We start from the raw sequence: 22328 nt of genomic DNA, 5'->3' as shown, positions 1-22328 counted from the left end.
ACACGCTACAATGGCATAAAGGAACAAATTTTAAGTAATTAGAAGGGGATAGGAATCATGGCTTATAACAAACCGCAGGGGATTGCCGAAGTCACGGTAGAGAACGGAATTAAGAAGGCACATAATTCACTCAGTACCGTACTTATTCTTGGCTTCTTGGGGGGAGCGTTCATTGCGCTCGGATTTTTGCTGGACATTCGCGTTATCGCAGGCGCACCGAAGGAATGGGGCTCTATCGCTAACTTTATCGGCGCTTCCGTGTTCCCGGTAGGTCTGATCCTGGTGCTGCTGGCCGGAGGGGAACTGCTGACCGGTAATATGATGGCTGTGCCGCTGGCATTTATGGCGAAGAAGATTTCGCTATGGGAAATGTTCAAGAATCTGGTGCTGATTACAATCAGTAATTTCGCCGGTGCCTTGTTCGTCGCTTATTTCTTCGGCCACGTTGTTGGCCTCACTGCAGATGGCGTGTATCTGGATAAACTGGTGGATATGGCCGGACACAAGATTGATGCCACCTTCCTGCAGGCCTTTGTTTCCGGTATCGGTTGTAACTGGCTCGTTGCTCTAGCGGTATGGCTCTCTTACGGAGCGGATAATTTCAGCGGTAAAATCCTCGGGATCTGGTTTCCGACCATGGCGTTTGTAGCTATCGGCTTCCAGCACGTTGTAGCTAACATGTTCCTTATCCCTGCTGCTATTTTTGAAGGTCACTTTACCTGGTCCCAGTATTTCGGCAATTTCGCTCCGGTCTGGCTGGGCAACCTCACAGGCGGCGCCATCTTTGTCGCTTTCGCATACTGGATGGCTTACCTGCGCAAAGCGCCAGCAGCTGTTCAATCGGTGGAAGGTATTTCTGCTGCCGGTGTGAAAAAACACGCATAAAATACTTCCGTTCTGCATGGCCGGACGGTTATACAGACACTCCCCGAAATGTTATCGGGGAGTGTCTTTTTGTATCCCGGACAACACAAAATTCGCCGTGCATATCCGACTCGGGGGAACGAAATCGGGCTCACGGCGAATTCATAGGGAGTGTTTCATATGCTCTATTACCCTGACATAGTTGGAACGAATCAGTTTGTTTTCGCCTATTTTCTTTACGTAGAACAGGTGCAGTTATAGAATATACATATTCAAGTGACAAGGGGGGACTAACGCCCATGAGTTACAGCGGAGATGGGGTTTTTCCGGCGGTATGTCCGCTGGATTGCCCTGACACATGCGGACTTCTAGTGCATAAGCAGGACGGCAAAATCATTAAGGTGGAAGGCAACCCCGAGCATCCGGTAACCAAAGGGGCGATCTGCAACAAGGTACGGCATATGGCGGAACGGGTGCATCACCCCGAACGTTTGTTGCAGCCTCAGCGTCGTACAGGGCCGAAAGGAAGCGGTTCTTTCACACCGATCAGCTGGGAGGAGGCTATCGGCGAAATTGCCGGCCGTTTCAAGGAACTGTCCGGTACCTATGGGCCGGAAAGCATTCTTCCGTACAGCTTCTACGGCAATATGGGTGTGCTTAGTGTGGACGGGATGGACCGGCGTTTTTTTAATGCACTCGGTGCAAGTCGTCTGGAGCAGGGCATTTGCAGTGCAGCAGGCACTGCCGGCTGGAAATATACCATGGGATTCAATGGCGGGACAAGCCCTGAGGATACGGTCAATGCCGATCTGATTATTGTCTGGGGCGGCAATATTGTCAGCACGAATATGCATCAGGTCGTCTATGCTGAACAGGCCCGCAAACGGGGGGCAAAAGTGGTTGTGATCGATGTGCACCGAAACCGTACGGCGCAGTGGGCAGACTGGTTCCTGCCGCTGTATCCCGGCACAGATACAGCCCTCGCGCTAGGGATGATGCATATCCTGTTCAGGGATGGCATGACGGATGAAGCATTTATGGAGCGTTATACAACCGGGCATACGGAGCTGCGTGAGCATGTGCTTGCCTACCCGCCTGAGCGGGTAGCAGAGATTACTGGCATTGCAGCGGCAGATATCGAGAAGCTGGCCAAGCTGTACGGCGAAGCTAAGGTATCATATATCCACATCGGCAATGGCCTGCAGCACCACGATAATGGGGGCATGAATGTGCGCACGATTGCTTGTCTTCCGGCACTTACAGGTGCTTGGCTGAAGACTGGAGGCGGAGCGATCAAGTCAAACGGGGGCTACACCGCAACGAATGCCCGCGCACTGACGCGTCCTGATCTGCGTCCAAATCGCGGAACACGCACAATCAACATGAACCGGATCGGTGAAGCGCTGGAGGCGACAGAGCAGCCGGTAATGGGCATGTTCGTCTACTGCAGCAATCCTGTAGTGGTGGCTCCCGATGCGGATCGTGTGCGCAAGGGATTTGCCCGCGAGGATTTGTTCACAGTAGTGCATGATCTGTTTATGACTGACACGGCTCGTTATGCCGACATCCTTTTGCCTGCAACCTCCACGTTTGAGAATGTGGATCTGTACGGTTCGTATTGGCATCACTATATGCAGCTTCAGGAGCCTGTGCTGGATGCGCCGGGCGAATGCAAGAGCAATATGGAGGTTTTCTCGCTGCTTGGTCTGGCGATGGGCTTTGATACAGCAGCTTTCAGCGATTCCGAATATGATATGATCCGTCAGGCGCTGGATTATCCGCGCAACCCCTATATGAACGGGGTCACGCTGGAGCGGCTGGCGGCTGAACGGTTCGTGAAGCTGGATATGTCGCCGCAAGCGCATTATCTGGAACACCTGCCGACACCATCCGGCAGAATCGAGCTCTATTCCAAGGCCATGGAGCTGGCGGGGCTGCCTCCGATGCCAACATACATGCCGCTGAAGGAAGGCTATGACGGTCAGCGGCTACCTCAGCCGGGGACGCCGTATCCCCTGATGTTCGTATCGCCGCCGAACCATAATTTCCTGAACTCCACCTTCTCCAATGTAGAGAAGCACCAGCGCATGGAGAAGCGGCCGATGCTGCAGATTCATCCCGTAGATGCAGCTGCAAGAGGCATTGCGGACGGTGACGAACTGACCGTGTATAACGGCAGAGGCGCTATCGAGCTGTGGGCCATGGTAACGGACAAGATGCTTCCGGGCACCGTGATCAGCCAGGGGCTGTGGTGGGAAGGCAAGGGACGCAGACAGAGGGTGAACGTGCTGACACCGGACCGGCTGAGCGATATGGGCAACGGGGCCACTTTTTTCTCAGCAACGGTAGAAGTGAAGCGAAGCGGGGAAGCGCAGCCTGCAGGGGAATCTGTTTAATTTGAGTGGAAAATATTATGCTCGGGTGACGCGCCAATGCGTCAATTCATATGCTTGCTCTTGACCCTGTTTTGGGATGATACTGGATGGAATAATGACACATAGGTAACAGGGGATGAAAGACAAAATATGAAGTTTTTGCAAGGATATCCTAAGGAAGTCAGAGTATTTCTCATTGCCAGCTTGATCAACGCAACCGGCAGCGCGCTTATGTGGCCGCTTGTGACCATGTATGTATACGATGAGCTCGGCCGTAGTATGAAGGATGCCGGTATCGTGCTGCTTGTTCAGGCACTCGGCGGGATAGCCGGTCAGCTGCTGGGTGGCTCGCTCTATCATAAGGTCGGTGTTAACCGCCTGATTGTGGGGGCTCTTGCCCTGACTGCCTTGTCCCTGTTCTCCATTCCTGCGGCAAGCAACAACTGGCATTTATTCATCATCTTGATGGGATTATTCGGATTGTTCAACTCGCTGTCACTGCCGGCAATCCAGGCGTTTGTTGGATTCCGCTTTGCCGAGCAGCGTGCGGAGCTGTTTAACATTATCTATGTTTGCAATAATATAGGAGTAGCCATTGGAACGTCACTAAGCGGCTTTCTGGGCAACTATATGCTTAGTTTTGTGCTGAACGGAGTGACCTCGGCGGTATTTGCCGTATTTTTCTTTTTTTATTTGCGCAAGGTGGGAACAGCATCCCCGGATGAGCAGCACCTGAGAAAACAACCTCAGCATGAACAATCCGGCTGGAGGCTTATGGGCCACACGCGGATTTATCTGTTCATGGCCATTGGCTCGATGTTTCTGCTGATCGGGAATTCGATCTGGAATGCCGGCGTATCCCCGTTTATTATTTCGGAGGGCTGGCCGAAACAGACCTACGGCTTCCTGTGGACGCTGAACGGAATTCTGATCTTTGCCGCCCAGCCGCTGGTCAGCCTGATCAAGCGCTGGTTCGCGGCAACCTCAACAGCACAAATGACAGCAAGTGCCGTGTTCTATCTGGCCGGCTATGCGGTGATCCTGCTTATGCCAAGCTATCCGGGCTTGCTGCTGGCAATGGTGCTGGCTACACTTGGAGAGATGCTGATCTCACCCGCGATGCCTTCGTTCATCTCAGATCATTCCGGCCACAGTGCTCCATTCTACCTGGGACTTAGTGGTGGCATCGGCGCGGTTGGCAGAGTGATCGGGCCTTATCTGCTGGGCGTCCAGTTTGATAGCGGAGGGCTTGCACCGACGGGGTGGCTGGCCTGCGGGATGGCTGTATTGTCGGTAGGGTTCTTTGGATTCCATGCATACATCAACCGGCTGACCCGTACACTGGAACGGGATGCGGTATAAATCTGCAAGTGGATATCCTTAATTGAACACAGTAGCCCGCTTCCGGGTGATTAGAGTAAGGCAAGGGGTGTAAAAGCGATGCAACAACTGAATAGCGAAACCTTTACAATCCGGCCCTCGGAAATCAAGGATGCCCGGGAGCTAATTGTTCTTGATAATATGATCTGGACCGAGGATACAACACCCGGACCGTTAATGTGGCGTTCGCGCGAGGATTATCTGATGCATGCCCCTCCCGGCTCGCAGCTGGTGGCTCTGCAGGATGGGGAACTGTGCGGCTATGTCGGCTTTGGCTGTCCCAGTGGTATGGAGAGTAACCGCCATGTGTGTGAGGTCAATATCGCCGTTCATCCCCGTTTTCAGAGACTGGGTATCGGGCGCCAGCTGATCCAGGCGATCAAAAGCCATGCGGCAGAGAATGGAATTCGCAAATTGCGGCTGCGTGTGCTGTCCTGCAACGAGCCTGCGCTTGCATTTTACCGCAAATGCGGGTTCGTGGAAGAAGGCCGTCTGCATGAGGAGTTCTATCTCAGCGGGCGTTATGTAGATGAGGTCTTTATGAGCTGCAAGCTGATTGGAGGGAATACGGATGGAAGTCATCTCGCTTAATGTAGGCAAGCCTAAGACTGTGGATTACCGGGGGAAACCGCTGGAAACCGGCATTTACAAACTGCCGGCAGCCGGTAGGATGCAGCTTTATTCGGAAGGGTTCGATGGAGATGGACAAGCGGATCTAGTGAACCACGGCGGTCCCGACAAGGCAGTGTGCGTATATCCCTTTGAGCATTATGCTTATTGGGAGGAGTGGCTGGGCAAGAAGCTGGAGTATTCTGCGTTTGGCGAAAATATCACAGCCAGCGGCCTGCTGGAGACGGAGGTCTGCATCGGCGATGTGTACGAGATGGGTTCGGCTCTGCTGCAGGTTAGCCAGCCGCGTTTTCCGTGCTATAAGCTGGCGCAAAAACACGGGCCCGCCGATATGCCGGCCCAGGTGTTAAAAACCGGATACAGCGGCTTCTACTTCCGTGTGCTGCGTGAGGGTCAGGTGGCCACTGGCGACCCAATCATCAAACGGGAAAGCGGCGAGGGCAGCTTTCCCGTCAAGCAGGTGCTCTATCTCATGGAGCACGGACGCAAGGTCAAGACTGGCTTGGCAGAGCTTGCCCAGCTGGAGACCCTGTCTGCTGTGACGCGGGCGAAATTCCAGGGCTGGCTGGATGCGGAGGAGAGCTAGAGCGTCCGGGCTGTTATAGCCGGAGATTAGGACGAATGTCTGGCTTACCATAATTAATCATGCACGGTGTACGCTAGGATTCCATCCAGACGGTTTAACATTTGAAATGTGTCCAGGCAGATCAAACCCCCGGGGGAATCCTCCGGGGGTTTGGGGATTGCATTCGTTTAGGTTCAAACCCAAGCATAGGCCCTTCATTCCAACGAGCTTGCACCTTCCGTAACGCATACTGAAGCACCAAACCTGCTTTTTCTGCATCGTATACTGTGCCAGCGCACCTATACTTTCCGTACTGCTTCCCGTCCTAGCAGCCTCAACCCCACCTTTTCACCCCAGCAGCTTCCACTCACTGCGCAGCAGTCCATAGACAGCGTGGTTTACGTAACCGGCCGGTAGCTTCTCCGCTTGGCGGATGACTCCCTCGAATATGAAGCTCAGCCGTTCAGGTATAGCCCGGCTTGCCCGGTTTCCGGTGGCACAGCGGATTTCGACGCGGTTCAGATCCATTTCGAGCAGTGCGTAATCCACGAGGACCCGGCAGGCGCTGGTCATGTAGCCTTTGCCTTCATAACCTTCACCTAGCCAATAGCCGATGCCGACCGAGCGGTTATGCCAGTCAATCTCGTGGTATCCGATGATGCCGGCCAGCTCGCCCCGGACCCACAGTCCGGCGGAGAAACCGCCGTTCTCACTGGCCTGCTTTACGGAATTTTTGATAAATGACTCCAGATGAGCCTGCTCCGTCACCCCGTCAACCCAAGGCAGCCACTGTCTGAGGCGGGTGCGCGAGCGCTCCACCAGCGCGAACATGCGGCGTGCATGCTCAGGCATCAGCAGCTTCAGCGTAAGCTCTTCATCAATGACATAATTGAACATGAGGCTGCCCCCTCTGCGGTATAGAGATTAGCGTTTCTTCCATTCCAATGCGTAAATGTCATCCTCCAGCGATTGCATCCGTTGACCTACCAGTGTGCGGCAGTCGCCCAGTGCTCCGTTATATATCGCCGGGCCCAGCTCCTGCAGGAAGAATTCCAGCAGACTGTCCGCCGCCAGATGACCGATGGTTTCTCCGCGCTCGGCCTCGAAGTAGGCCTGAATATTCCCGGTAATGATCTCCCGCTGTTCTTTGGGCAGCTTGATTGGCTTCATGAATGAGTCCTCCTCTATTAGATTTACAGATATATACTCCCATAATCCTCATGCTACTCTATAGCTGTGAAATAAGTCAAAGCACCCCGGGAAAACAGGCCTCTGAAGCTGGACCTCCCCGCCGTTTCTTCTTGACTTTTATTGAACATTCCCCGGTTAACGGGTATATTAGTAGGAAACATGTTCATACAAGGAAGTAGTAATATTACAGAATGAAAGGTTGATAACTGTGGAGAACCGTGGAACACCCTCCAATTTCATCAAGAATGTCATTACCGAAGATCTGAGCTCGGGAAAAGTGAAGGAAGTGGTCACCCGCTTCCCGCCGGAACCGAACGGTTATTTACATATCGGGCATGCCAAAGCGATCTGGATTAATTTCACCCTGGCTGATGAATTCGGCGGCAAGACGCACCTGAGATTCGACGACACCAATCCGCTCAAAGAGGATACGGAATACGTGAACTCTATCCAGGAAGATGTGAAGTGGCTCGGCTATGAATGGGAAGAGCTGCGTTTTGCTTCGGATTACTTCGGGGACATGTACGAAAGAGCAGAGCTGCTGATTCAAAAAGGCAAAGCTTACGTGGATGACCTTACGGCTGAGCAAATTCGTGAGCATCGGGGTACGCTGACCGAGCCGGGAGTGAACAGCCCGTACCGGGAGCGCGGAATCGAAGAAAACCTGGATCTGTTCCGCCGCATGCGGGCAGGTGAATTCAAAGATGGAGAAAAGGTGCTGCGTGCCAAAATCGACATGTCCTCCCCAAACATCAACCTGCGTGACCCGGTCATTTACCGGATTTCCCATTCTCATCATCATAATACGGGCGATGCATGGTGTATCTATCCGATGTATGCCTTTGCGCATCCGCTTGAGGATGCTATTGAGCATGTAACGCATTCGCTCTGCTCCCTGGAGTTCGAGGACCAGCGGCCATTCTACGATTGGGTGGTAGCCGAATGTGAAATGCCGGCTTCCCCGCATCAATATGAATTTGGTCGCCTTAATCTCGCCCAGACGGTCACAAGCAAGCGCAAACTGAAGCTGCTGGTGGATGAAGGCCATGTTGACGGCTGGGACGATCCGCGCATGCCGACGATCTCCGGGCTACGTCGCCGTGGCTATACACCGGAAGCAATCCGCAGCTTTGTGCATGAGACCGGGATCTCCAAGAGCCAGGGTCTGGTGGACCTGCAAATGCTGGAGCATTTTATCCGTGAGGATCTCAAGCTGACGGTTCCCCGGACCATGTCGGTGCTGCGTCCGTTGAAGGTGGTTATCACCAACTACCCGGAAGGCCAAACAGAATGGTTCGAAATCGAGAACAATGTGGAGAACGAGGCTATGGGCACCCGCCAAATTCCGTTCTCCCGTGAGATTTATATTGAGCGTGATGACTTCATGGAGAACCCGCCGAACAAGTATTTCCGCCTGTTCCCTGGCAATGAAGTGCGCCTGAAAAATGCTTATTTCATCAAATGCACGGATTTCATCAAGGATGAGAACGGCGAAGTTGTCGAGCTGCATTGTACGTACGACCCGGAAACCAAGAGCGGCAGCGGCTTTACCGGCCGGAAGGTAAAGGGAACGCTGCACTGGGTGGATGCCAGCCAGGCTGTGCCGGCAGAATTCCGCCTCTATGAGCCTTTGATTTCCGCCGAGGAGGCGGACCAGGAGGCTGAAGTCGAAGGCATGGAGCCTGCTGCTGACAAGCCGGAACCCACCTTCCTGGATCAGTTGAATCCCAAATCCATCGAGATCCTCCATGGCTTTGTGGAGCCGGGGCTGAAGGACAGCGTAGCGCAGGACAAGTTCCAATTCTTCCGTCATGGCTACTTCAACGTGGACAGCAAATATTCGGCACCGGATCACCTGGTATTCAATCTTATCGTTTCCCTCAAAAGCTCGTTCCAGCCGGCCAAATAAGGCTGTAACATCTGAAATGCCACAAGGGGCTGCCTGGAGTCATGAACTGACGGAGGCAGCCCCTTTGCTCTGGGGCGAAAGTGGCCCATTCAAAGGTAGAAATACCTTTGAATGAGCCAAACAGGCGAAGTAGAGCGGAATCAAAGGTAGAAATACGTTTGAATGAGCCAAACCAGCGAAGTAGAGCCGAATCAAAGGTAGAAATACCTTTGAATGAGCCAAACAGGCGAAGTAGAGCCGAATCAAAGGTAGAAATACCTTTGAATGAGCCAAACCAGCGAAGTAAGGCGGAATCAAAGGTAGAAATACCTTTGAATGAGCCAAACCAGCGAAGTAGAGCGGAATCAAAGGTAGAAATACCTTTGAATGGGCCAAACCAGCGAAGTAGAGCCGAATCAAAGGTAGAAATACCTTTGAATGAGCCAAACCAGCGAAGTAGAGCCGAATCAAAGGTAGAAATACCTTTGAATGAGCAGGAGCGGCAGTTGACTAAAAATACAAAGCAGCGATCTTCCAGCCAAGGGACTGGAAGATCGCTGCTTTTCTAATTTTTATGGCCCTGAGTCTCGGGCATCAACAATTCAGTTCAAATGTCTTCTAGTTCTTCGTCCGGATGCCCGCCGTGGGGGTGATAGCCCCCGCGGCTGACGAGCAGCCACATTGCGCCGAATCCCAGGGTTCCGATCAGCGTCAGAAAGACGCTGGATTGGTACATGTTCTGTGCGCCAAGATACTGGTATAGCCAGCCGCCGAGAACACCGCCCATAATCCCGGAGAGGCCGCTCCAGGTCAGGGTATACAGCGCTTGTCCCGAGGAACGGTAAGGTTTCGGAACCAGCAGCATGGTCAGCCGGGTGCCGACAAAGAAGAACCCCCCGAATGTAACGCAATGCAGGATTTGTATAAAAGCCACTTGCAGCGGAGTAGTCGCATCGGCCATTAGCCACCAGCGCAGGACGAACAGCGCGCTGACCAGCGCCAGCCAGCCGAGCAGTACCGGTATGCTGCGTTTCAGGTAACGGTCGCACAACAGCAGAACAGCCACCTCCAGAATCGAGGAGAGGAACACGGCCAGACCAATCATGGTTTTGCTGCCCCCAAGCTCCGTGATATACAGAGACACGAAGGTGTTGTTCATCGTATTGGGGATCGAGACCAGAATCCCGAAGAAGATGAAGCTCAGAAAAAACGGATGATAAAAGATCTGCCCGAACCCCTTGAATGGCAGCGGCGCAATGCCGATGGAATGGTCGAGCCTGGGCAGGACAATCAGAGAGATCATGGCTGCACAGAGCAGCGCCGCGAATAGGTAGGACAGCACGGACACCCCGCCCCAATCGATTACCGGTCCGGCCAGAATAGCCGTAAAGGCCCAACCCAATGATCCCCACAGCCGGAAAGAGCTGAAGCGGTGCCTTGTACCGTCAATGTAGCTCAGAATCATGGTATTGCTCTCGGCAAACAGCGGGCCCTGGAAAAAATAAAAGAACAGTATGGAGACATAGATCATTTCATATGTATTTGCCTGAAACACAACCTGGGATAACACCAGCGTCCCTGTCAGCATCAGCAGAACAATCCGCCGGATATTCTGGTACCGGTCTGTCCAAATGCCCCAGAAGGGATTGGCAATAATGGAGACAAGCGCCCCAACAGACATTAAACTCCCGATCTCCAGCTTGTTCATTCCCACTTCCTGCAGGTATAGTGGAAAGAAGCTGGTGAAGAGGACGACTGTCCCATATAAGAAGAAGTTGTACCACTTCAATGAGGTGAAGGAAAACTGCTTATCAAGGTTCTCCCGCAAAATTGGGCACTCCTTTCCTGCCAGATGCCTTGCATTCATTCACAACAGTCTTGAAAGAGGCTGCTTCTACCACTGTAACACTTGTTGAAAAGGGATACAAACCTGCGTTTAAATCATTGCCAAATCCATGGAATAGTGAGGATATATATGGGAATTACAGGAGTGATTTTGGCTGGAGGACGCTCCCGGCGGATGGGAGCCGACAAAGCGCTGCTTATGCTGGAGGGGAAGCCGCTGATCACTTACAGCGCAGCCAGGTTATCCTCCGTAACGGAACATGTAGTCATTGCTTGCGGTGAAGAAGAACGGAGGGCTTACCGCATGTTACACCTGCCGTTGATCCCGGATATCTATCCGGGACTTGGACCGCTAGCCGGGCTGCATGCCGCACTTCAGGGATCTCATACAGAATGGGTAGCTGTACTGGCCTGTGACCTGCCTTTTGCTTCGGAAGGACTGTTCTTGCATATGCTGGAGATTGCGTACGGAGGGGGGGACATACAGGCCGTTGTTCCTGTAACCTCCGAAGGCCGGGTCCAGCCGCTGCTTGCGCTCTATAACCGGAGCGTCCTCCCGATTCTGGAGAAATTCCTGTCGCGGCGGCAACTGCGGGTAATGGAGTTCCTGGATGTACTTGATGTTCATTATGTCCGGGAGAGTGATTATGAGGAAGGCCCCCGAACACATACAGTTTCCCTGATGAACATGAACACACCGGAGGACTATGCCGCCGCCCTCAAGCTGGCCCCGCTTTATCCGGATGATTCCTCTGTACAATAGTCAGCCGTTTAACTTCAGTTTACACGGCTAGGATAATGTGGGGATTAACGCGGAAGAGACGGCAGACGACGTCATTGCATGAATCCGCTGGAAAGGGGAATTCCTATGAAAACTAATCAGCCTGACAAGAAACAGGGTGCATCCTTGAGGCCTTTTTTGAAGCTATTGCAGGGCACCAGACCTTCCTATGGACTGCTAACACTTGCTGTTGCGCTTAGCATGATATCGACTCTTGTGGGTCTTGTGATTCCCATGTTCACCAAGAACATGGTCGACGGGTTCTCGCTGGCATCCATCAGCAAGCTGCAGATCGCCGGTATTGCGGGGGCTTTTATTGCCCAGACCCTTGCTGGAGGAATCTCGATCTACCTGCTGAACTATGCTGGTCAGAAGACAGTGGCAGGCTTACGGGACAGGTTGTGGCGTAAATTTCTTGTGCTTCCGGTAGCGTACTACAATGACAACCGTACCGGAGAAAGTGTCAGCCGGATGACGAACGACACCGGGATCATCAAGACGCTGATTTCGGAGCATTTGGCGAGCCTGTTCACCGGAGTGATCTCCATCGTCGGCTCGATTGCTGTACTGCTCTATCTGAACTGGCAAATGACGCTGGTGCTGTTCACGGTACTCCCGTTGTCCGCACTGATTCTGGTTCCGCTGGGACGGCAGATGTACAAAATATCCAAGGGCACACAGGACGAAACAGCTTCCTTTACCGCTACACTCAGCGGCGTTTTGTCTGAAATCCGGCTGGTGAAATCCTCCGGCGCGGAGCAAAAAGAATATGAAGCAGGGCGTACCGGAATCATGAACCTGCTGTCCTTCGGTATCCGTGAGGGCAAAATCAGCGCCATGATCAGCCCGCTCGTCTCCTTCGTATTCATGATGCTGCTGGTAGTGATTATCGGCTACGGCGGAATGCAGGTATCTTCAGGTGTCTTGACGGCAGGGGAGCTGGTCGCGTTCATCCTGTATTTAATTCAGATTGTGATGCCGCTGACCCAACTGACCCAGTTCTTCACCCAGATTCAAAAAGCCAAAGGCGCCTCCGAGCGGATCATTGAAACCCTGGCGGCCGATGAAGAAATTTACGAGGGTGTAGAGGAGGTTAAGGGGGCTGAGGAGCCTATCGTGATCGACGATTTAAGCTTTGGTTACAAAACAGGTGAACCGGTGCTCAGCGGAGTGAGCTTCTCTATGCTTCCGGGACAGGTGACGGCGATTGTCGGACCCAGCGGGGGCGGCAAAACCACTCTTTTCTCGCTGCTGGAACGGTTCTATGAACCGCAGAGCGGGGTGATCAAGCTGGGGGCGAAGCCGGTGTCGACCTTCTCCCTTCGTTCCTGGCGCAAGCTGATCGGTTACGTGTCTCAAGAAAGCCCGCTGCTCTCCGGCACCATTGCCGACAACCTTGCTTATGGCCTGAACCGGGAGGTTGGCATGGATGAGCTGCGCCGTGCGGCGGCGATGGCCTATGCCGACGGCTTCATCAGCGAGCTGCCGCAGGGTTATGATACGGATGTCGGAGAACGCGGGGTGAAGCTGTCGGGAGGCCAGCGTCAGAGGATCGCCATTGCACGGGCGCTGCTGCGCGATCCCCAGATTCTGATGCTTGACGAAGCGACCTCCAGTCTCGACAGCCAGTCGGAGGCGGTGGTGCAAAAAGCTTTGTCCAACCTGATGAAGGGACGGACGACGATTGTCATTGCCCACCGGCTGGCGACTGTAGTGAATGCGGACCAGATTATTTTTATGGAAAAGGGCCGGATTACCGGCAGGGGAACACATGAGGAGCTGCTAAGAGAGCATGAGCTATACCGGGAATTCGCTAACCAGCAGCTGCAGCTGAATACACCGGAGCTTCCAGGCAGCGGAGAAGGGGAGGGTTCAGCAGGATATGGCCAAAATTCTGGTAGTGGACGACGATCCGCACATCCGCGAATTGGTGGAAGTCTTTTTGAGGGCTGAAGGCATGGAAGAGGTCTACGGCGCTTCTGATGGAGTGGAGGCGCTGCAGGTCCTTGAGGATAACAGTGTGGATCTGGCGGTCATTGATGTCATGATGCCGAATATGGATGGCTGGGAGCTGTGCCGGCAGCTGCGGAAAAGCTATGAGTTTCCAATATTGATGCTGACGGCCATAGGGGAGACCTCCCAGATTGTCAAGGGCTTCGAGCTGGGGACCGACGATTATCTGGTCAAGCCGTTCGAGCCTCCCGTGCTGATTGCCCGGGTTAAAGCGCTGCTGAAACGGTACCAGATTTCTGCCGCGCAGAGCGTAACGGTAGGACATCTGCGCATGAACCGCAAAACGTTCGAGGTCGTCACGGATCAGGGGAATATGACGCTGCCGCTTAAGGAATTTGAGCTGCTGTTCAAGCTGGCCAGCTATCCGGGGCAGACGCTGACGCGTGACCGGCTGATTGAAGAAATTTGGGGATATGACTTCGATGGGAACGAACGCACGCTGGATGTGCACGTGGGCCGCCTGCGAGATCGGTTCGCCCAGGAGGACTTTGGTTTTACCATCCGCACGGTTCGTGGTCTCGGCTACCGCCTGGAGGTGGATAAATAAATGAGCAGAAGCAGAGCAGGAGAGATTGTAAAAGCAGTCATGGGGATGATCATGGTCATCACAGGCTTCTATCTTTCCTGGAACGCCGGGTACTTCGGATTAAGGCTGCTCGAGAAGCATTATAAATGGTCTCTTACACCCTATAGGTTCCAATTGCTGACGATGGTGCTGCAGTTTCTCATTCTGTTCCTGCTGGCCGGCATCGCGGGGCTGATCGGACGCCTGAGAGGAGGCGAACGGGCCTTCTATATCCCGATTATTACGGCGATGCGGCAAATTTCCAAGGGGGACTTCAAGGTGGAGCTGGAGAACGACAGGCGCTATGGGCAATTCGGCAGTATTGTTGAAGGCATCAACGAAATGGCCAGTGAGCTGAACCGGATGGAAACCATGCGCCAGGATTTCATCTCGAATGTCTCCCATGAGATCCAGTCTCCGCTCACCTCCATCCGCGGCTTCGCCCGCGCGTTGAGGGATGAAGGGCTTAGTGCGGAGAGCAGGGCGCATTATCTTGATATCATTGAAGCCGAAGGCAGCCGCCTCTCCGGGCTCAGTGACAACCTGCTGAAGCTGTCGGTCCTCGAAGCGGAGAGCTTTCCGTTCGAACGCAAGGCCTACCGGCTGGATAAGCAGCTGCAGGAGATGATTCTGGCCTGTGAGCCGCAGTGGCTGGGCAAGAACATTGATGTCGAGGCTGAACTGGAGGAGGTCACTGTAGAAGCGGTCAAGGATCTCTTAAGCCAGGTATGGACCAACCTGCTGCATAACAGCATCAAATTCACCCCGCAGGGCGGAATGATCACGGTCCGGCTGCAGACACTGGATAACCGGATAGAGATTGGGATTAGAGACACTGGCATCGGTATTGCCGAGGAGGAGCTGCCCCGCATTTTTGAACGCTTCTATAAGGTGGACCAGGCCAGAAGCATCAGTGGGGGCGGAAGCGGATTAGGTTTGTCTCTGGTCAAAAAAATCGTGGAGCTCCACGATGGCACTATAACCATCACAAGCCGCCCCGGAGAGGGGACGGCTTGTGTAGTGGCCTTGCCGCTGAAGCTTAGATAAATCCGCCGTTCACGCGGAGGGTCTGGCCGGTAATCCACCCGGACTGTGCTCCGGCGAGGAAGCTGACGACGCCGGCGATGTCGTCCGGCTGGCCCAGACGTCCGAAGGCATTCATCTTCTTCAGGCCCTCAAGCTGAGCTTCGGATTTGCCCTCCAGGAACAAGTCTGTGGCGACAGGGCCGGGCGCAACCGCGTTGATAGTGATGCCTTTGCTGCCGAACTCCTTGGCCAGCTGGCGGGTGAACTGCTCCACGGCGCCTTTGGTTCCGGCATAGATGCTGTAGGCCGGGAACATCTGCCCATTAACAGAAGTGGAGAAGTTGATGATCCGCCCGCCCTGTTCCAGGTGAAAGAAGGCCTGCTGGCAAGAGAAGTAGGTTCCTTTGACATTAATGGCGAACTGCTTGTCGAACTGCTCTTCGGTAACCTCCCCGACCAGGCTGTTGATCATAATTCCCGCGTTGTTGACCACAATATCGATTTGTCCGAACAATGCTTTCGTATCCTTGTACAGCTGCTCAATCTGTGCGGGCTTGCTGATATCGGCCTGAACCGCGGCGGCGGTTCCGCCTTTGGCTTGGATGCCCTGTACCACCTCATCCGCCTGTTTCGGGCTGCTTGAATAGTTGATAACAACCGAAGCCCCCTCTTCCGCTAATCTCTCCGCGACAGTACGTCCTATGCCTCTTGACGACCCGGTAACAATTGCAACCTTGCCTTGCAGGGATTGACTCATCATATATTCCTCCCAGAATGTGATATGGATTTACTTAAGAACTGAAGCAGTAAGGCCCTGTTCCAGAAGCAGCCATAGCTGATCGAAGTCCTGCCTGGTGCTTGCACTTTGCCATTCATAGGCATGAGCCGGATGGTGAAACCTGGATGTAGCATGAAAAATCGTGCGGGCGAGCACCCCCGTTTCGGCACTCTGTACAATCCTGTTCTGCTGGACCCCTCTGTCAATAAGGATGCTCATCTGATCTATAATCCGCTGAATGTGCAGCTGGATCAGCTCAGCGGCTTCCATCGTAACATCCGCGTACATCTTGAACATTTCACTGTCCTGCTCGGCATAGTGACGCTTCAGCTCAATCAGCCGGGCGATATATATTCTTAACTGCGCCAGCGCATTCTCTGTCGGGGCATTCACAATCTGGTCCAGCGGGACAACGATCTGCTCTTCCAGCCAGCGTTCCGTAACGGCTTCCCTCAGTGCCGCTTTGCTGGGGAAATGGCGGTACAGGGTGCCGTGGCTGACACCAAGCAGCTTGGCTACATCGGTTACCGAGGTCTTGTCAGGCCCGAATCTTCGCAGCGTCTGTTCTGCGGCATCCATAATCTCCGTTTTACTCAAAAATGAGCCTGCCTTGTTCATGAGCTCACCCTCCTCTGATACACAGCATATCATTGATTTTATCAAATGACAAATAATATTATTTGTCATTTGATAAATGATTTAAGATTACAAAAGTGTTCAACAAATTTCGACATCGCTTTACATTCGCCCTCTATTCTTAATACAGATTGCACGTAATTTAAGAATATTGGAGGAACACATGTTGAAGAAAAGAAATATCCGCTTCTATTTATCCACATCACTTGCTGCAGCGCTTATGTGGCAAGGCTTGTCCATACCACTGGCCTACGGCTCGCCTGCCGAAACCTTAACCCCGCAGGAACCTGCGGCTTCCGCAAGTACAGGGAAATGGATGTCGGGCGAATTCCACGCCCACACCTATGAATCCGACGACGCCCAATCGTCTCTCGAGAGCGTATTAGATGCCGCCTTCGATAAATACGGCCTGGATTGGATCGCAACCGCCAATCACTTGAGATCGTCCAAACGGGACGATACCGGAGCCGACGTGCCGGGAGGACCGATCCCGTTCTCCAAGGGCGCCAGCGAATACGAAGTCCCCAAAATAAAAGCGTTGCAGGCTCAGGGGAAATATGCGGGCAAAACGATATTTTCCGCCTTCGAATGGGACATTCCGACGCATGACCATGCGGCCGTAGGCATTCTGTCCGACCAGCCGGGATCGGCCGACGCGCTGAAGGCCGAGAACCAATTCGAATATTTGTTCACCAACCGCTCCGAATCCATGTTCAATCCGGCCGACGTGGCGGCCTGGAATCAACAGGACACCCGCATCAGCAACTTCAATCACGCCGATGCCCTAGCTGCTATTCAATGGCTGAAGAAGAACTTCGCGGACACCAGCTACTTTATCGTCACCCACCCTTCCAGAGGGTACGGTAAGACGACGGTATCCGCTCTTCGCGACTTCAACAATGCGGCGCCGGACATCAACTTCGGGTTCGAAGGCATGATCGGCGGGCAGATGGAGCCGAATCGCGGCGGATATACGACCAGCTACAATATCTCCGACCCGACGGCCGATAACAAGTACAAGAACCGTTCCTTCGGCGGTACGGATTATATGGTCGCCAAGGTTGGAGGCGTTTGGGACGCGTTGCTCGGAGAAGGACGGAATTATTGGAACTTCGCCAACTCGGACTATCACTTCAAGATTATCGCCCCCTACACCAGCGGATACTGGCCGGGTGAATACGCCAAGAACTACACCTGGACGCAAGGCAACGACATGCAAGCCGTCCTGAACGGAATGCGTTCGGGCAAATCGTTCTCCGTCTATGGCGACCTTATCAATGCACTCGACTTCCACATCGATGGAGAAGGCGGCAAGCTGGAGATGGGAGCGAGCAATCCGAACGTAACGGTGACCGAAGGCGATCACCGTAAACTTACGATCCGGTTCAAGAGCCCCAAGAGCAACAATTATGAGAATCCAGTGGACAGCGGGATATCGGGCGGCATGAAGCCCCATGTGGATCATGTAGACCTGATTGCCGGCGATATTACAGGCTTGGCAGACCCGTCCGACTCGACCGCCTACAACAAGGACACCAACGATTCGACCAAAGTGCTCGCTTCGTTTACCTCGGACGATTGGGTAACGGATGCGGAAGGCTACAGTGTAATCACTTATGACTTGGGCTCGGCGAAGAAGTCGCAATACTTCCGGTTGCGCGGCACGAATCTGGGCTATAACGTAGCCGGAGAGACCGATGAGCAAGGCAATCCGCTCCTCGATCCGGAGACGATCGAAGCCGACGACACCACGCGCTACAACCAGATCAACGACCGCAACTATAAAGACTTGTGGTTCTATTCCAATCCGATCTTCGTGAATGTGGCACCGTACAGCGACAAGCAGGCAGTGGATGATACTTTGGCGTCGCTGGACCTTGGAGACACTGTCGGGGTGACCGCTGATCTGAAACTTCCTGAGGGCGGCAAGCATGGCGCACAGGTGAAGTGGGAGAGCAGTAATGCAACTGTGCTTAGCATACAGGATGGGGAGGGTCATATCACCCGTCCGGCAGCAGGGCAGCCCGATGCTTCAGTATCGCTGAAGGCAACAGCAAGCCGCGGAAATGAGAACGAAGTGAAGACGTTCGATCTTACTATAAAAGCTATGGAATACACAGACGATGAAGCTGTGCAGCTCGCCAAAGAGAAGCTGACGCTCGGAGACATAAGTGCTGTAAAAAGTGACCTGTACCTCCCGGCGGCGGGGGAACAGGGTACAAGCATCAGCTGGGAGAGCTCAAGTCCGCTGCTGATGACAAGTACCGGGAAGCTTGCTTACCGTCCGCAGCAAGACACGAAACTGACCCTGACCGCAACGATCCGGCGCGGGAATGCCGCAGAAGTAAAAACCTTCGAAGTTAGACTTAGCGGCGATGCCAGCGCGACTCCGCTTGCGCTCCACGGCTCTCTGCAAACATCGGATGGACATGCCTATCTTAGCGGTGCCTGGACGAACCAGAATGTTACCGTAAGTGTGTACGCCAATGTGTACGTGCCAGGCAGTGAAATATTCTTTAAGGTTCGTCAGGATGGCGGAGAAAGCCAGCCATATGAGAAGGGCCAGCCTATCAAGCTTACAGCAGAAGGCCAGCACCAGTTGGAGCTTCAAGCGGTGGATACATTGGGGAATACAGCCTCACTGCCGCTTGCGGTAAATATTGACCGGACAACGCCCGTGATTTCCCTGAAGGGCAGCAGCAGCCTGACCCTTGCTCAAGGGATCAGCTTCGTAGATCCGGGTACAGAGATTACTGACAGGCTGGGCATTGCGGGACTGGTAACAGTAACCGGAGTGGTAGACACCCTGACTCCGGGAACCTATACACTGCGTTACAATGCCAGTGATCTGGCCGGGAACGCAGCCCTTGAAGTGGTTCGGACGGTAGTGGTAACAGCACCTTCCAACACTGGTAATGGAGGCGGTGGTGGTACGACCATCAATCCGGTTACTACTCCGCCTGTAACACCTGTAGTGAAGCCTCCTGTTGTAGAGGTGAAGGTTGAGGTGGCGGCACAGCAGGCCGCTGCAGGCTCACTTCAAGGTGTGGCGAGCTTCTCTGTTCCAGCAGGAGCATTACCTGCAAATGCCACGCTCACACTAAAAGCTCTGGCAGCAAATGAAGCACCGGCTGCGGGGCAGCTCAAGTCCTTAAGCCCAGCAGTGGCTTTCGCTGCAAGCAGTAAAAGCAGGCTCAGTAAGCCCGTGGCATTGTCCCTCGCCTATGATCCGGGGCAGGTCACATCCGGTCATAAAGCGGCTGTATATTATTACAATGAGCAGAGCGGCAACTGGACTTACGTGGGGGGCACCTCCAACCCGGATGGGACAATCACCGCAAATGCCAACCGCTTCGCGACCTATACTGTAATGGATTATCAGCCTCTATCACTCACAGATCTGAGCAACCACTGGGCTACAGAGTATACGGACCGTCTGATCGGGATGGGCGTCATGAAGGGCTTCGAAGACCAGAGCTTCCGCCCGAATGAACCGGTCACCCGGGCGCAGTTCGCTTCTATTATTGCAAGAGCTTTGGGACTGCAGGCTTCCGGCAGTGCCGCTGGATTTGCTGACCAGGGCAACATTCCTGCTTGGGCGGCTGGTGATGTAGCGGCAGCTGTAGAATCCGGGATCATCAAAGGCTATGCATCTGGGGACCAAGCCGTATTCAGGGGCTCGGAGAAGATTACCCGCGCCGAAATGTCTGTGATGCTTGCCAATGCCCTTAGCACCGGCTCCGCCACACTTACGGGCAGCAGCATTGTCCTTGCCGATCAATCAGCGATCCCGGCATGGGCGCAGGCATCGGTGAAGGCCGGAATCGCAGCCGGCATTCTGGGCGGGTACGAAGACAACACCTTCCGGCCGGACATGACAGCCACCCGTGCGGAAGCGGCAGCAGCAATCTATAAGCTGCTTACAGCGCTCTCGATCTAGATGACAAATAAAGGCCGTTCCTGTGTAATACACAGGGCCGGTCTTTATTTGTGTACAGGGAAGTATGCTTGTCCTTCATTATGCGAACGGGAACGCCCGGCAATCCTGTAACTTACAAACTTACAAACGGCTCCGCAGTCCAGGTTAAGGCCTATGTAGCTGTTAGCTTGTTGCACTGTTCAAACACCGGGCTGCTGCAGCTTGCGGATCAGTGCGGCTAGCAGAGGGAGGCCAAGCTCAAGCTCGGCAGGCGAGGCGTAGACATAGGACAGCCGCAGATGGCGGTTGTCGCCACGGTCATACAGATCGCCGGTGTTCAGCAGCAGCCCTGCTTTATGGGCCGTGCAGAACAGCGTCCGCAGCGGTACCGGCTTGTCCAGGGACAGCCAGATGTAGAAGCCGCCCGCCGGAACGTTCCATGCAGCCAGTCCGTTAAAATGGTGCTGCAGCAGATCCAGCACGGCATCGCGCCGTTTCCGAAGCCGGGCCCGCAGGTGCTGGAGATGCTCTTCGTGATAGCCGCCCTCCAGCCACCGGGCGGCGGCCAGCTGTGATAATGAGCTGGCGCCGTAATCGGTCTGCATCTTAATGTCGGCCAGCCGCCGCACGACGGGCTCCGGGCCTACAATCCAGCCGATGCGCAGTCCGGGGCTGGCTGCTTTGGAGAGGGTGCCGAGATGCAGTACTCTGCCTTCGCGGTCCAGTGCTTTTAGCGGTGGAGGCGGGGGTGTATCGAGCCAGAGCTCCTGATAGGCTCCGTCCTCCAGGATCGGGAGGCCAAGCTGGCCTGTTACCTCCATGAGCGCCTGCCTCCGCTTTGCGTCCATCAGAACCCCTGTTGGATTATGAAAAGACGGGATGCTGTACAGCATAGCTGCCTTGGACCGGCGGGCTTCCCGGGCCAGCCCGTCCAGTAGCAGCCCCTGCTCATCCATAGGCAAACCGCTGAACTTCACGCCGGCGGATTGGAAGGCATGAATGGAATAGAGATAGGATGGCTTCTCCAGCAGTATGGTGGACCCTCGTGGCAAAAGGCCAACCGCAATCAGCTGCAGCCCCTGAAGTGCTCCGGAAGTAATCAGAATGGAGTCGGGATCAGCTTGTATGCCGTTCTTCGCCAGCTCGCGGCTTACCGCTCTCCGCAGTCCGGGGCTGCCAAGGGGCTCCTCATAGGAGAGGGGAGGCAGGGGCTGCCGGGAGAGCTCGGCCAGCACACGGGTCATGGCCGGGCCGGGCAGCAGCTCCGGTGCCGGCTCACCGGTGCCAAGGCGGATCAGCCCCTCATATTCCAGGCGGTTGATGTCCTGTACCGTAGGCAAATTAGGGTAGTGTACGCCCTCTTCAACGTATGCATTCCAGCTTCTGGCAGACGGCACTGGCAATAGATCTGTTCTTGCCGCATCAGATGAGACCGCTTCGTCTGCGCTTGCCCGTACTTCAGCCACCCGGGTTCCGCCGCCCCGCCTGCCCTCAATCAGCCCCAGCGCTGACAGCTGGCCCAGTGCGGTTACCACCGTGCTGCGGTTCACACCAAACTGGCGGCACAGCTCGCGCTGAGGGGCCAGCCGCATGCCGGGCGGCCAGGCCCCACTGCTGATTTTATCCATGAGATAATTGGAGATCTGCCTGTGCAGTGGCAGTGGTGATGCCGGGTCAGGTGTCCATCGCTTGCCGGGGCTTTGTTCCGTGCAATGTTCTTCTGTCACAAGCCCAGCTCCTTTTGGAGAGTTATATACACAAGCTGATTAGGAAGTGTTCTTTTATTTGCAGTATACCACCTTTGTCCTGCTTTCCTTAGTTTGGTTGGGCAGCATTTGGAGGATTTGGCTGGTTACGTATCCCGTTCATACA

The 22328-nt window shown here is 54.3% G+C and carries 17 protein-coding genes; 11 read left to right on the top strand and 6 right to left on the bottom strand.

The window, feature by feature from the left end; all coding sequences use genetic code 11:
• Window positions 1-57: 57 nt before the first annotated feature.
• From A3849_RS10485 to A3849_RS10465, 5 genes are all read left to right on the top strand, one after another.
• Window positions 58-885 (top strand): formate/nitrite transporter family protein, encoded by an 828-nt coding sequence (locus A3849_RS10485; RefSeq protein WP_074111341.1) that lies wholly within the window; start codon window positions 58-60, stop codon window positions 883-885.
• Window positions 886-1163: 278 nt separating this feature from the next.
• Window positions 1164-3260: a molybdopterin-containing oxidoreductase family protein gene (locus A3849_RS10480; RefSeq protein WP_083613444.1), complete on the top strand. Its 2097-nt coding sequence runs from the start codon at window positions 1164-1166 to the stop codon at window positions 3258-3260.
• 129 nt (window positions 3261-3389) lie between these two features.
• The gene (locus tag A3849_RS10475; RefSeq protein ID WP_074111339.1) at window positions 3390-4601 is read left to right on the top strand and encodes an MFS transporter; all 1212 of its coding nucleotides are present in this window, start codon (window positions 3390-3392) and stop codon (window positions 4599-4601) included.
• A gap of 78 nt (window positions 4602-4679) precedes the next feature.
• Window positions 4680-5210 (top strand): GNAT family N-acetyltransferase, encoded by a 531-nt coding sequence (locus tag A3849_RS10470; protein ID WP_074111338.1) that lies wholly within the window; start codon window positions 4680-4682, stop codon window positions 5208-5210.
• Entirely contained in the window at window positions 5176-5835 is a 660-nt protein-coding gene (locus A3849_RS10465) for an MOSC domain-containing protein (RefSeq protein ID WP_083613443.1), read from the top strand. Before A3849_RS10470 ends, A3849_RS10465 begins: the two co-directional genes overlap by 35 nt.
• Window positions 5836-6162: 327 nt before the next feature.
• On the opposite strand, the gene A3849_RS10460 is transcribed toward A3849_RS10465, so the two are convergent.
• Window positions 6163-6711 carry a GNAT family N-acetyltransferase gene (locus tag A3849_RS10460; RefSeq protein WP_074111337.1) on the bottom strand — a complete coding sequence of 183 codons (549 nt, stop codon included), beginning with the start codon at window positions 6709-6711 and terminating at the stop codon, window positions 6163-6165.
• Between the two features lie 27 nt (window positions 6712-6738).
• Entirely contained in the window at window positions 6739-6984 is a 246-nt protein-coding gene (locus A3849_RS10455; protein WP_074111336.1) for a DUF2164 domain-containing protein, read from the bottom strand.
• Between the two features lie 229 nt (window positions 6985-7213).
• Between A3849_RS10455 and A3849_RS10450 the strand changes: the two genes are divergently transcribed.
• Window positions 7214-8914 carry a glutamine--tRNA ligase/YqeY domain fusion protein gene (locus A3849_RS10450; protein ID WP_074111335.1) on the top strand — a complete coding sequence of 567 codons (1701 nt, stop codon included), beginning with the start codon at window positions 7214-7216 and terminating at the stop codon, window positions 8912-8914.
• Between the two features lie 586 nt (window positions 8915-9500).
• Here the strand turns inward: A3849_RS10450 and A3849_RS10445 are convergent.
• Window positions 9501-10721, bottom strand: a complete 1221-nt coding sequence (locus tag A3849_RS10445; protein ID WP_074111334.1) for an MFS transporter — start codon at window positions 10719-10721, stop codon at window positions 9501-9503.
• Window positions 10722-10868: 147 nt separating this feature from the next.
• On the opposite strand from A3849_RS10445, the gene mobA reads away from it, so the two are divergent.
• The 4 genes from mobA (at window position 10869) to A3849_RS10425 (ending at window position 15144) form a co-directional block, all read left to right on the top strand.
• Entirely contained in the window at window positions 10869-11501 is a 633-nt protein-coding gene (mobA, locus tag A3849_RS10440) for a molybdenum cofactor guanylyltransferase (RefSeq protein ID WP_074111333.1), read from the top strand.
• A gap of 105 nt (window positions 11502-11606) precedes the next feature.
• A complete protein-coding gene (locus A3849_RS10435; RefSeq protein ID WP_074111332.1) occupies window positions 11607-13472 on the top strand; it encodes an ABC transporter ATP-binding protein in 1866 nt (621 codons plus the stop codon).
• Window positions 13402-14079, top strand: coding sequence for a response regulator transcription factor (locus A3849_RS10430; protein WP_074111331.1), 678 nt, complete (start codon window positions 13402-13404; stop codon window positions 14077-14079). Before A3849_RS10435 ends, A3849_RS10430 begins: the two co-directional genes overlap by 71 nt.
• Window positions 14080-15144, top strand: coding sequence for a sensor histidine kinase (locus tag A3849_RS10425; protein WP_074111330.1), 1065 nt, complete (start codon window positions 14080-14082; stop codon window positions 15142-15144).
• Here A3849_RS10425 and A3849_RS10420 read toward each other — a convergent pair.
• Complete coding sequence (locus A3849_RS10420; RefSeq protein WP_074111329.1) at window positions 15137-15880, bottom strand: SDR family oxidoreductase; 744 nt, start codon at window positions 15878-15880, stop codon at window positions 15137-15139. The genes A3849_RS10425 and A3849_RS10420 overlap by 8 nt on opposite strands.
• A gap of 30 nt (window positions 15881-15910) precedes the next feature.
• Window positions 15911-16519, bottom strand: coding sequence for a TetR/AcrR family transcriptional regulator (locus tag A3849_RS10415; protein ID WP_074111328.1), 609 nt, complete (start codon window positions 16517-16519; stop codon window positions 15911-15913).
• A 181-nt stretch (window positions 16520-16700) separates the two neighbouring features.
• On the opposite strand from A3849_RS10415, the gene A3849_RS10410 reads away from it, so the two are divergent.
• Window positions 16701-20477 carry an immunoglobulin-like domain-containing protein gene (locus A3849_RS10410; RefSeq protein WP_074111327.1) on the top strand — a complete coding sequence of 1259 codons (3777 nt, stop codon included), beginning with the start codon at window positions 16701-16703 and terminating at the stop codon, window positions 20475-20477.
• A gap of 179 nt (window positions 20478-20656) precedes the next feature.
• Here A3849_RS10410 and A3849_RS10405 read toward each other — a convergent pair whose 3' ends face one another.
• Entirely contained in the window at window positions 20657-22183 is a 1527-nt protein-coding gene (locus A3849_RS10405; RefSeq protein ID WP_074111326.1) for an aminotransferase-like domain-containing protein, read from the bottom strand.
• Between the last annotated feature and the right edge of the window lie 145 nt (window positions 22184-22328).

The organism is Paenibacillus sp. P46E (genome assembly GCF_001909095.1).
GTDB lineage: Bacteria > Bacillota > Bacilli > Paenibacillales > Paenibacillaceae > Paenibacillus_AQ > Paenibacillus_AQ helianthi.
Note: the sequence above shows the minus strand (reverse complement) of the source record. Positions and strands in the feature narration are given on the sequence as shown.